General features: G+C 43.1%; 9 protein-coding genes. All 9 read right to left on the bottom strand.

Translation table 11 applies throughout. The annotated features are described in order from the left end of the window. Positions 1 to 43 precede the first annotated feature (43 nt). Positions 44 to 1,369 (bottom strand): hypothetical protein, encoded by a 1,326-nt coding sequence (locus tag EAE93_RS05450; protein WP_214039247.1) that lies wholly within the window; start codon positions 1,367 to 1,369, stop codon positions 44 to 46. 791 nt (positions 1,370 to 2,160) lie between these two features. Then, complete coding sequence (locus tag EAE93_RS24385; protein ID WP_036810678.1) at positions 2,161 to 3,456, bottom strand: hypothetical protein; 1,296 nt, start codon at positions 3,454 to 3,456, stop codon at positions 2,161 to 2,163. Between the two features lie 502 nt (positions 3,457 to 3,958). Further along, a complete protein-coding gene (locus EAE93_RS25035; protein WP_265183089.1) occupies positions 3,959 to 4,093 on the bottom strand; it encodes a hypothetical protein in 135 nt (44 codons plus the stop codon). 140 nt (positions 4,094 to 4,233) lie between these two features. After that, a complete protein-coding gene (locus tag EAE93_RS05440) occupies positions 4,234 to 5,478 on the bottom strand; it encodes a hypothetical protein (RefSeq protein WP_036810681.1) in 1,245 nt (414 codons plus the stop codon). A gap of 1,031 nt (positions 5,479 to 6,509) precedes the next feature. Next, positions 6,510 to 8,042 carry an MFS transporter gene (locus EAE93_RS05435; protein ID WP_214039246.1) on the bottom strand — a complete coding sequence of 511 codons (1,533 nt, stop codon included), beginning with the start codon at positions 8,040 to 8,042 and terminating at the stop codon, positions 6,510 to 6,512. Between the two features lie 21 nt (positions 8,043 to 8,063). Beyond that, on the bottom strand, positions 8,064 to 8,951 hold the full coding sequence (locus EAE93_RS05430; RefSeq protein ID WP_036810687.1) for a prephenate dehydrogenase dimerization domain-containing protein: 888 nt from the start codon (positions 8,949 to 8,951) through the stop codon (positions 8,064 to 8,066). After that, entirely contained in the window at positions 8,944 to 11,019 is a 2,076-nt protein-coding gene (gene pabB, locus EAE93_RS05425; RefSeq protein ID WP_214039245.1) for an aminodeoxychorismate synthase component I, read from the bottom strand. Before pabB ends, EAE93_RS05430 begins: the two co-directional genes overlap by 8 nt. Further along, positions 11,000 to 11,341: a chorismate mutase gene (locus EAE93_RS05420; RefSeq protein ID WP_046397125.1), complete on the bottom strand. Its 342-nt coding sequence runs from the start codon at positions 11,339 to 11,341 to the stop codon at positions 11,000 to 11,002. The genes pabB and EAE93_RS05420 overlap by 20 nt, the downstream gene beginning before the upstream one ends. A 61-nt stretch (positions 11,342 to 11,402) precedes the next feature. Then, on the bottom strand, positions 11,403 to 12,677 hold the full coding sequence (locus EAE93_RS05415) for an 8-amino-7-oxononanoate synthase family protein (RefSeq protein WP_214039243.1): 1,275 nt from the start codon (positions 12,675 to 12,677) through the stop codon (positions 11,403 to 11,405). Between the last annotated feature and the right edge of the window lie 21 nt (positions 12,678 to 12,698).

The raw sequence follows: 12,698 nt of genomic DNA, 5'->3' as shown, positions 1-12,698 counted from the left end.
GGCGGATGAGGTGGTAAGCCAAAGCTCTGACACCCTATCTCCCTTATTTATAGTCGTTTAGCCAGTCCAAAGCCCGATCATCACCATGCTTCTGTGCATGACCGTTAACATATACCTTGCCAGCGGTACCTGCATCGCCGGATTTTCCATCAGTACCAGCGTCACCAGATACTCCGTCATGACCCTCACTATTTAATTCACCACTACTTAATTCACCACTACTACCGCCACCTGACCCACCTATTCCGCCTGTTCCTCCCTTACCACCTATCCCTCCATTTCCGCCATAACCTTTATATGACAGCGCATTAATTACTGGCTGACCCTGAGTGAAATTGACATAGATGTTACCACTGTCCCCACCTTTACCCCCATTCCCCCCATCCCCTCCATTTCCGCCATCCCCTCCCCTGCCTCCATATCCAGCAATACATTTTTTTGTTGCATCTCCTCCATTTCCCCCATTCCCTCCATTCCCCCCATTACCGCCATATCCACCATTTCCCCCCTTACCGCCTATCGATGCCGCGTTGACTACTCCAGTAAAAAGTTCAACATCAATAATGACATCATTTGCACTTCCCCCCCTTTTGCCATCCATCCCTTGTGCTCCAGAAGAACCACCAGTTGCATCAGTACCTGGCGTGGATTTAACAGAGCAACCGTGTTTATCCTCTGAACCAATATAACCATTGCTGCCATTCACTCCATTACTTCCCTGTTCGCCCCCAAAACCATCGGCTCCATCAAGACCTTTACTGACAATGCTCTGCTTTTTATCATTGCCATTCCCTACAACAGTGTTAGCTTCGACCTTACCATTAGTGCGGTAAATAATTTGACCTCCCGGTTCAATGATTATCTGGTCATACACCAAGACAACGGGTTCGCCATAATCATCTTTATCTTCAACAATCAATGGCGCACCTGCGGTAACAGTAATTCTTTCGCCACTGTATAACGCAACCTTCATCGGGAAACGCTTAGCATTAAGAATTCTTTCATAATCTTTAACCAAAGCAGAATCACCATAAATATAGGCCCTAAAAGCTTTGCACAAATCGATATGATAACCGGTGACATTTGCTAGTCGTTCAGCAGAAAACGGTTCAGGTAACGGATGATGGGGCTCCATTCTGCCAGGGCCATACTCACTGTCAGAAATACCCCCGAGCGCTTTCAGCTCCTGTATGGTTTGTACCGTAAAAAACGCAGGCGGCACAGAAGCTGTCTCTGGATCGTTAGAGAATATTACCTTGCCGGCAAAATCCGAGGTCTTAAGTTGCTTTGGCTGCCGTTCTACACCAATCAGATTATAATCCTGACGTAATACCGCCAAGGTTTCAGCAACAGTTCTTCTTTTATCCACGGGAATTCTCCTGAGTTTATATGTTGTTTAAGATAACTTCATATATCCATTATCCATTTGGTCAATCTCCAGAATATATGCTGTTATTACTGCCGTTCGTGGTACTGAATGGCTGAATAGCCATAGCGAAAACATCGATTTTTTCTGGCAAAGGATATAAATTTTCAACAACGGGTATGCCAGAAAAATAATTTCCATGAGAATTAATTAGGTAAGCATTTATTCACTTTATATAAAGGGATTGGATATAACATTTAAATCACACAATTTGAAATGTTAATGTAATTATCCATTTTTTTCATTAATTAAAGATAATATTTCTGTGATACATCACTATCTTTTTATGTATGCTAGTCAAAAATTTCAATTTTATATTTATCTCACTGGTTATTATTAGGAAACAAAAACAATAAATATGATTGTATTTTTTCAAAAATCACAACAAGATAGAAATATATAGATATTATCGAACAATGAAATTATGAGTGTAATTTAAATAAAGGATAAAAAATAATGCTTATCCTTGGATTCACAAAGTAAATCAAAATAACTGAGTCAGACAACAAGGCAGATTAATATCATAGGGAGATTTCTCGGCTAATTCGATAAGCAAAACCAAGACCTGACCTCATCTCCCCCCTCATTTATACCCGTTATCTTTCAAGTTGCTTCTTTGTTAGCTGGTCACATAGTTCTCTATGCTCCCTGGGATTCGCTCCCTTGCCGTCGCGATCCATCTTGAAATCCATTAGGTATATGTATTAGCTCAGACCAGCCTGATTGCGGCACCACTAATGATCAGGTTTTTTTTCTTTACCGTTGATATATATCTTGCCAGTGGCGCCGTCATCGCCAAATTCTCCAACACGACCAGTTTTACCACTGAACCCATATTTTTCACTTTTTTTAGGAAAGTGTGGCATAGGGTTATCTCCAGGATAACCACCTATTCCGCCCAACCCCCCTCTCCCGCCTTCCCCGCCAAAACCACAATATGACTCAACCTCAAGTATTGGATCACCGTCAGAGTAATTAACATATATGTTGCCACTGTCGCCACCTTTACCCCCATTCCCTCCATTTCCGCCATCTCCTCCATTTGCCCCATTTCCCGAATCCGCACTAAGACACTTCCTGATTTCTCCATTTTTCAAAGGTCCCGAACTCCCCCCATTTCCCCCTTGCCCCCCGGCGCCGCCAAGCCCCCCGGTACCGCCATTTCCACCTCTGCCACCTAACGTTACCGCCCTTATTATTCCAGTAACATATTGAACATCAATAGTTAGGTCATTTGCTCCTCCACCCGGAGCGCCATCACCCCCAGGCGCTCCGGCAGAACCCGGCGCACCATCCATACCCGGCGTAGCGTCAATTAAGCAGCCATATTTATCCGATATACCATCACCACCATCGCTGCCGGTAGCTCCACGAGATCCCATTGCACCATCAACCCCATTGGCGCCATGAGTGCCTTTATTAATAATGCCTTGATGTATAGAACTTCCATTCCCTACAAGAGTGTTAGCTTCGATCCGACCATTAGTGCGGTAAATAATTTGACCTCCCGGTTCAATGATTATCTCGTCATATACCAAAACAACCGGTTCGCCATAGTCATCTTTATCCTCAACAATCAATGGATTATCGGCGGTGATAGTGATTTTTTCCCCACTGTATAATGCAACCGTCATCGGGAAACGCTTCGCATTAAGCATTTCTTCATAATCTTTGACTAAAGCAGAATCACCATAAATATAGGCCCTAAAAGCTTTGCACAAATCAATATGATACCCCATGACATCTGCCAGTCGTTCAGCAGAAAACGGCTCAGGTAACGGATGATGGGGCTCCATTTTGCCGGGGCCATATTCACTGTCAGGCACACCGCCGAGTTCCTTCATCTCTTGTATTGTCTGTACCGTGAGAAATGCAGGTGGCACAGTAGCTGTCTTTGGATCGTTAGAGAATATTACCTTGCCGTCAAAATCCGAGGTCTTAAGTTGCTTTGGCTGCCGTTCTATACCAACCAAATGATGATACTGATGTAATTTCGCCAAAGTTTCAGCAACAGTTTTTCTTTTGTCCACGGGAATTCTCCTGAGTTTATACGCTGTTTAAGATAACTTCACATATCCGTTGTTCATTTGACCAGGTTTTAAAGTATCTACTGTTATTACTACCGGTTGTGGTACTGAATGGCTAAATAGCCAGAATTTTGCCTTTGACTAGTTACCAGATTAGCCATAGCAAAAATATCGATTTTTTCTGGCAAAGGATATGGTCACTTCAACAATAGGTATGCCAGAAAAATAATCACTATGAGAATGAATTAGGTAAGTATTTATTCACTTTACAGAAAGCAATTAGATACGACATTACAATTACGCAATTTAAAATATTAATGTAAACCCCCATTTTTTCCATTAACTATAGAAAATATTTCTGTGATACATCACTCCCTTTTAATAGATATTAATTAAAAATTTCAATTTTATACTTATCTCATGAGGTATTATTAGAAAATACAAATAAAACAATAAGTACGATTCTATTTTTCAAAAATCACCATAAGATATAAATCCATAGACATTAATTATCATGATATAGTGCAGCTATCGGCAATAGCTGCACATCTTGTTGTAGTTCAATACGGGCAAATCGGCAATTTAATATGGTGACGGTTCCCCGGTTCTGTTGGACAAAGCTTCCAATTTCATAAACCATCAGACCCGCTGCCGATTCACATCGATATTTCTTACTTCGATTAATCATTTGCAAAAAAATTATTATATTTACTCATCAACGCCAAACCGTCAGCTCAATTACCGTCGTTCAAACCAGCCTGATTATTGCGCCCCTAAGGATTAGCCCTGTACATTACCGTTAACATATATCTTGCCAGCTACACCTACCCCTCCTGATTTTCCATCAATACCATCTTGACCAGATACTCCTGGCTGACTACTATCGCCAGTTCCACCTTTCCCGCCTTCTCCACCTTTCCCGCCTTTCCCTCCATTACCGCCATTACCTCCATATGACCGAGCATTAATTACCGGCTGACCTTCAGGAAAATAAATATATACGTTACCACTATCTCCACCTTTCCCTCCATTGCCCGCATGCCCTCCATCTCCACCATTACCCCCGTTCCCACCACTCCCTGCGCTACATTTGCCTACTTCATTACCTCCATTGCCTCCTGTCCCTCCATTGCCGCCATTTCCACCATTACCGCCATTCCCTCCATTGCCGCCTATAGACAACACATTTACTGGCCCAGTAATAAGTTGAACATCAATAACTATGTCATTTGCATTTCCACCACTTCCTCCCCCCATCCCTAATCCTCCGGAAGAGCCGTCAATTGCATCAGTACCGGCGGTGGATTCAACAGCGCAGCCGTATGCCTTATCTATGCCAGCAACACCATCTCTGCCATTAAGTCCATTACATCCTGATTCACCATCAAAACCATCAATTCCATTACTGCCTTTACTGATAAAATCAGGCTTCTGAGCACTTCCATGACCTACAATAGCATTAGCTTTAACCGTACCATTAGTGCAGTAAATAATTTCACCTCCTGGCTCAATGGTTATCTGGTCGTATACCAAGACAACAGGTTCGCCATAGCAATCTTTATCTGCAATAATCAATGGTTTATCTGCGGATATTGTGAGTTCTTCGCCACCGAAGAACGCAATTTTCATCGGAAAACGCTTAGCATTAAGCATTTCCTCATAATCTCTGACCAAAGCAGAATCACCATAGATATAGGCACGAAAGGCTTTGCATAAATCAATATGATTACCAGAGGCGTCTGCCAGTCGTTCAGCAGAAAACGGTTCAGGCAACGGATGATGGGGTTCCATTTTTCCAGAGCCATAATGACTGTCAGGCACCCCACCGAGTGCTTTCAGCTCTTGTATCGTTTGCACCGTAAAAAATGCAGGCGGCACAGTAGCCGTTTCCAGATCGTTAGAAAATACCACCGGCCCATCAAAGTCGGAGGTCTTAAGTTGCTTTGGCTGTCGTTCTATACCAAACAAATGGTGACGTTGACGTAATACTGCTAAAGCCTCAGAAAACGTTCTTATTTTATCCATGAGAATTCCTCTGAATTTAAGTTTATACATTTAGGATAACTTCATATATCCGTTGTCTATTTAGCCAAGTTCTAAAGTCTCTACTGCCATCACTACCGGTAATGTCACTATACCCGTCATCTTTCAAGTTGCCTCTTTGTTGGCTGCACTCGCTCACCCCAGTCACATAGTTACCTATGCTCCCGGGGATTCACTCCCTTGCCGTCGCGATACATCTTGAAATCCATAGGGTATAAACTGCTAATAGTCAAAATCTTGCTTTTGGCTAATGACCAGATTAGCCGTAGCGAAAACATCAGTTTTTTCTGGCAAAAGATATAAGCACTTCGATAGCGGGTATGCCAGAAAAATAATTACGATGAGAATTAATTAGGTAAATATTTATTCACTTTACAGAAAGTGATTGAATACAATATTTAAATTACACAATCTAAAATATTAATGTAATTCCCCACTTTTTTCATTAATTAAAGAGAGTATTTATGTGATATATCGCTACCTTCTAATGTGTGTTAATTGAAAATTTCAATTTTATATTTATCTCACGAGGTATTATTATAAAAAAAGAATAAAAACAACAAATAGATTGCATTTAAAAATCACAATAAAATAAAAACCTATAGATATTATTGAATATTGAAACTATGAATATGATTTAAATTAAAGATGGAAAGTAATTCCTTTTTAACAATAAGAATATTTTTTACAAACAAACTTCAACTTTTAAATAAACTCATTTTACAAATAAATATTTAAATGCAAAAAAACCAATGAAATGTCCCTGATAAAACAAGGAACAAATAGAAATAATTGAATCAACAATAGATCGGAGAAATAATTATTATAAATTTCAACTTATTACCATTCATTAATCATTCTATTTATCATATTCCTTTAGAATTTTAGAAATATAAATAATACTGTGAGATGAAATGTTATTTTCAGGATATTTAATAACTGCGGATAACCACTCAAAACATAGCCGCTCAAAACAATAGTGCAGCCATTTCTAATGGCTGCACGTCAAACTATCAGTACTCAAGCACTTGTTCTTTCTGCGGCGCTTTCAGCAAACGCCAGGCTAGCAATACCACCCCCGCGGTCAATGCCGCTGTCAACCAGCTCATCATATGAATAGCGCTGGTGAATGATTCCGCCGCCGCTGTCATCAGTTTCTGCCCTTCTGATTCAGCTAATGAGTTTGCTACAACGTAAGCTCCTGCCAGAGTCTCTAAAGCCAATCCAGCTTGTTCCTGAGAGACCTCATTCGGCAATTGTAATGTTATACGATAGAAGGCCGTGACCAATCCCCCCAGAATCGTCGTACCAAGTACCACCCCCACTTCATAAGCCGTTTCGCTTATTGATGATGCCGCTCCTGCTTTAGAGGAGGGTACTGACGAAAGCACCAAATCGTTAGATACCGAAGCAATTGCTCCCACACTAATATCCAATAATGCAAAAGCAACAATCAGAGTGACTAAATCACTGCCGATACTCGCGACCAGAAGAAATGAAATACCTGCAATACTCAGCAAAATTGGCACCAGATAATGAGCCGGCACCCGTTGAGCAATGGGCACTATCGCCATCCCCATAACAATCGCCATTATTTGTCCGGGAACCAGCGCCAGGCTAGCCATAATCGGCTCCATACCGAGTACGATTTGCAAGACTTGGGTGGCAAAAAAGACAAAACCAACCAGCAATGCCAAACTCAGTAAGTTAACAATAATCGAACCGGTAAACATACCGTTACGGAATAGGGAAAGATCCATCAATGGCACAGGCAGACGCTGTTGTCGGCGAACAAATAGCACGCCGGCAATAAGGCCAACCGACAGTTCGAGTATGACACTTATTTCAAATCCATCACTGGCAAGGTGTTTAATCGCGTAAACAATACCCCCCATAGCAATGATCGATAACAGAACGCTATACACATCGATAATGCCAGTCTGTTTTTTATCGGACTCTGGCAATAACATCGGTCCGAAAATCAGCAACGGTACTAATACCGGTACTGCCAATAGGAAAATTGCACTCCAATCGAAAAATTGTAATAGAACACCACCCACTACGGGACCTAAGGCTGAACCGATAGTTAATGTTGTCGCCCAAATAGCGACAGCCAACCGACGCTGTTCACGATCCTCAAAAAGAGTGCTTATCAAAGCCAAAGTAGAAGGCATCAGCATCGCACCAAAAAATCCAAGTACGGCTCGCCCGATAATCAATTGTTCAGGTGAAGTTGACAGTGCTGTGAACACCGAAATAACCGTGAATCCCAACGATCCAAATAACAGTAATGAACGATGGCCGACACGATCGCCAATACTCCCCATTGATACTAATAAACCAGCCAATACCAATGAATAAGCATCAATTATCCATAATTGCTGACTTGCACTAGGCCCCAGAGCTTCCGCAATTTTTGGTAAAGCAAAGCTTAAGATCGTATTGTCCACCGTCACCAATAATACTGGCAACATCAATATCAGTAATCCCAGCCAATTTCTGAGTCCTGCCCGCCCGTTAGCCTCAGCAACTCTATTTAACGACATCCCCTCAACTCCTTTCCTATATCATTCAAGCGTTGAAAAAATATGCTGGCAATCAGCAGCACTGATATCGAGCTGTTCCCCCAGTTGTTGCGCAATATCTCCGAGGTTATTGCCAAATTCAGTTTGATCGCCAGCCTGTACTATCGAATTTAACTGTTGTATGGCATGCAGCAACGCCTGACGCGGTTCGGCAGCCATCGGGTTTTCATATTGAACGTCCCAGTACACTTCTATTGGATTACGTAAGATCCTTGATAATAACGCCAACATTGTACGCATCGGCGGTGGCGCAATTGTTGCCAAAGTACGGATATCTAACGGACTTTTCGCCAGCACCAGGCCAAAAATCAGGATCGCGGCATGAGGCAAAGCCTGACAAAGCGCCATAACCCGATCATGTTCCTCCGGCGTCATCCTACTGATACGCATATCAGCCTGCGTCAATACCCACTCAATCCAATGTTCACTAACATGACAGTTATCGAGAATGACTGCAACTGGCCTTTTTTGCTCCGGCAAAGATGGCGAGAACATCGGGTTAACACCAATAAAAGGCTGCCCGGGGGCGGCAGCTCTTAACGCAGAATAGAAAGGGGCCTGAACTGAACAGGTTGACACGATCTGTACATCATCACCAACAGCAGACAACACCCAAGGCAACGCTTGTATGGCGACGGCTTCCGGTAAGGCAAAGACTACCGCCTTCGCCCCACTAAAAACCTCTCCCGCATCAGCCGCCGGGTTTAAGATATCAATCTGATAGTCATGAGAATAATAGTCATGAGAACGCATTCCCTGCGTTCGTTTGTCGACACTGTAGGCTATGTGACCACAACCAGTAAAAAGGCGACTCAATAAAGAACCAATAGCCCCTCGCCCACCAAGAATGACCACTTTATGGTTACTCACACGCTTCCTCCGCCATATGACTAAAACTGAAATAGGGCACACTCGCTTTGACCAATGTTTCTTCAAATTCGCCATAAGGATCGGAATGAGCGACAATTGCGCCTCCAATGCCAAATTCAGCACATTCTTGATGTAATACAGCCGTACGTATCACAATGCTCAATTCCACTTCACCACTGAAAGATAGCCATCCAAGCGCGCCGGAGTAAACACCGCGAGCCGATGACTCTAAAGCATCAATAATCTCCATTGTACGTTTCTTCGGCGCTCCGGTCATTGATCCTCCTGGAAAACATGCCCGGATAGCCTCCATTGATGACGTTTCTTCGCATAACTCACCGCGAATGGTCGAAACCAATTGATGTACAGAAGAGAAGCTCTCAACTTTAAATAATTCAGGTACATGCACACTGCCTGGACGGCATACCTGATTAAGATCATGGCGCACCAAGTCCACTATCATCAGATTTTCTGCCCTATCCTTAGTGGACTGACTCAATTCCATCTGCAAACGCTGATCATCTGCTGCCGTTTTTCCTCGTGGCCGGGTCCCCTTAATCGGTCTGGATTCAATATTTCTGGTCTCATCAATACGTAAAAACGTTTCTGGCGACGCACTGAGTACAGAAAAATCCCCACATGCCAGATAAGCGCCATAAGGTACAGGGCTGGCATAACGCATACGCCGATAAGCGTCCAATGGATGCCCGGAATAAGCCATCTTGGCCCTATTCGTCAGGCAGATTTCATAAGATTCACCATCTGTGATGTATTGAAGTGATTTATGGATTCCATCTATATACTTCTGAGCGCCATATTCCAGACAAATTTTATTCTGATCAACAGCGCCAGGAATAAAGTCAGGTATCACTTCACCGGTATTTTCTGCATTGGTAATTAAAAGTTCCGGCGGCCAATTTTGTGGCTGTCCTATTGGCGAGATAAGACACTCATAAAGCTTATTCTGTTGGTGATCAAATACAAAAAAATGCGGAGTAAATATTAAGCTGGCATCAGGATGTTCTGAACGGTATTTGTTGCTGCCGATTGTCAGCGCTTTTAATTCATATCCTAAATAACCGACAAAGCCGCCTTTAAATACAAATGGCATCGATTTTGGCGTCAGAATTTCCACAAAACCAAGCAATTCAGACATCAGTGAGAAAAAGTCTCCCTGAACACTCCTCTCGCCATCGGGACCGGTCAAACGCAAACTCTCTGTCTGTACACTGTATTCAAGCCTGACAGCGCCCTGTTCATTACCGCTTCCCATCATTGAGAAACGAGCATTAGGTCTGTCGGAATTTTCACTATCAAGCCAGAAAGCGTGTGTATCATTGCCGTAACGTTGAATAAACAAGGATTTAGGATCGACTATCTCCTTACATTCACGATAATTCAGGTTGAGATATTGTCTTCCACCTACCGCAAGATAAGCCTCATTGACATCAGTGCATATATTCTGAGCGGCAACCTCCTGTTTGTTATTCTCTTTATACATCTCCGCTATACGCACGAAATTACTGAGTAGCTCACGCCCATATTCAGAATCAATCGATTCAGGGTGAAATTGAACCCCCCAGATCGGCCTTTCGGTGTGCTCAATGGCCATGATTAAGCCATCATCAGTCCAGGCCGTACATTTTAGATTGTCAGGAAGCCGGGTACATACCAGCGAGTGATATCTGACCACTTCAAACTGTTCAGGCAAACCGAGGAATAATCCTTCTCCAGTGTTCCTGATGCGGCTGCGATAGCCATGTACCGGATTGGGGGCATGTTCCACACAGCCGCCAAATGCCAGGCTAATTCCCTGATGACCGAGACAAATACCTAACAGTGGAACTTTGGCACGTGCAATAACCTCAGCACAGACACCAAAATCACTGCTTTCAGCCGGATGTCCTGGCCCTGGAGAAAGGACTACCGCATCATATTCGTCTATTGTTAACTCTTCATAAGTCAAAGAATTGGTGACTACAGACGGCACACTGCCCGTCACTTCATACAGATATTGAGCAATGTTTTGCGTAAAGGAATCATAATTATCAATGAGCAGTATTTTCATTATTCTTTACTTTCTCGTGTAACAACTGATCAATCAGCTCTTCTTCTCGACGGCAAGTTTCTTCAATAACCAGTTGAAATATTGCTTCAGTATATTCAGGCCGTAACCCAAAATCTGTTGATTTATCCCGCAACATATCCAATAACGAGGTAATACGTTGTGGCTGCATCATCGGAATATCCTGTTCCGCCTTTACCTCGGCGATTTTCATGCAGACTTTCATTCGTTCAGAAAGCAGCGCCAGAATCTGTATATTAATATCATCCAGAGATTCCCTGTAAGGTTGTAATATACCCTGCTTATTTATTATTGATTGAGTCATATGTTTAATCTTCGTCACTGATTCATTTCAATTATCTTCTTTATTGATAAGCTGGCGTCGTTTATACCTGTGGAACTACAGCCTGTGGCTCAACCCAATTCAGCCCCTTTTCCCTTATTTCAAATAAGGTATTTACTAAATGTTTGATTTCGCCGGCCTTATGTTCACTAGAGAAGGCAAAACGCAGCATCGCATTGCCATCCGGGACCAGTGGATAAAATACCGGGAACAATAAGATGCCGTTGTCACGCAGCAAACGAGCCGCTTCAAGCCCTTCTGCTTCATTTTCGAATAAAGCGCCACGAACGGGAGATTGAACACCGGCATTCATCAAATGGTTCCCCATCAGAGAATCAAATAGATTGATGTTTTTCCATAACTGTTCCTGCCGGATTTCTATCTCAAGGCTAAGATGAAGTTTTGCTGAGGCAACGTTGGCTGCCAACATCGGCACCATGATCGAATGACCAAAAACCAGAGGGTTCGCTAGGGTACTGATCACTTCGACATCATCGGCACTTGCAACCACCACAAAACCCCCGGCGCCGCCAAATGCTTTGGATAACGAACCTGCAAGTATGAAGTTGGACGGCAAAATATGGTCAAGGGCAGCAAAGGCATAACCGGCGCCATGACGCCCCATAATGGAAATACCATGAGCATCGTCTACATAGACATAGCCTCCAGCCGCGGCCAATTGTCGAGTTAATTCCGCAACCGGAATTAAACCATTCATTGAACCAATACCATCAATCAGTAGGATAGGCGTCTGATGATTCTCCTGACAGTTCTGCAAAGCTTGCTGTACTGACTGTACATCTGCGCTATCAACCCGAGATACCGGTCCGAACTGTTCGAGAATACCGCGTAATACCTGCATAGATGCGTGAGCGGTTTTATCCATCAACCAATGTACAGGCCGGGAAAGAGGATAACTGGGTAAAGAACCACTCCCCAATAACGGTAATACACCAAGGTGAACATTGCTGGTGGAAGTAAACACAGCAACAGACCCCCCCTGATAAATCTCTTCCAACAGTTTCTCTAATTGCCCCAAATATTGTGGGCGCATCGCGCCACGGGACGATGACAAATGTATCCCTGTGCGAGACATTGCCTGATTTGCCGCTTCAATTAAAGCAGGATGATGTTCTAATCCCAAATAAGAGCAGGAAACAAATTCAGTAAAAACTTTTCCTTCCTCTGTAGTAACTTGCTTACCTTGACGCTCTACGACAGTGAAGCTGGTCAAACCTTCATCGATAGCCTGTGCTAAAGCGCCGGTTGTCCGTGACCGGCGAATTGTCATCCAATCCTGCTTGTGTTTTACATTCATTATTTAGATTCCAACTGGTTA

Source organism: Photorhabdus akhurstii, from assembly GCF_018448925.1.
GTDB lineage: Bacteria > Pseudomonadota > Gammaproteobacteria > Enterobacterales > Enterobacteriaceae > Photorhabdus > Photorhabdus akhurstii.
Note: the sequence above shows the minus strand (reverse complement) of the source record. Positions and strands in the feature narration are given on the sequence as shown.

Coding starts and splice junctions, on each gene's coding strand:
- EAE93_RS25035 (WP_265183089.1), bottom strand. CDS start 4,093: ATGGTTTATGAAATTGGAAGCTTTGTCCAACAGAACCGGGGAACCGTC.
- EAE93_RS05440 (WP_036810681.1), bottom strand. CDS start 5,478: ATGGATAAAATAAGAACGTTTTCTGAGGCTTTAGCAGTATTACGTCAA.
- EAE93_RS05435 (WP_214039246.1), bottom strand. CDS start 8,042: ATGTCGTTAAATAGAGTTGCTGAGGCTAACGGGCGGGCAGGACTCAGA.
- pabB (WP_214039245.1), bottom strand. CDS start 11,019: ATGAAAATACTGCTCATTGATAATTATGATTCCTTTACGCAAAACATT.
- EAE93_RS05420 (WP_046397125.1), bottom strand. CDS start 11,341: ATGACTCAATCAATAATAAATAAGCAGGGTATATTACAACCTTACAGG.
- EAE93_RS05415 (WP_214039243.1), bottom strand. CDS start 12,677: ATGAATGTAAAACACAAGCAGGATTGGATGACAATTCGCCGGTCACGG.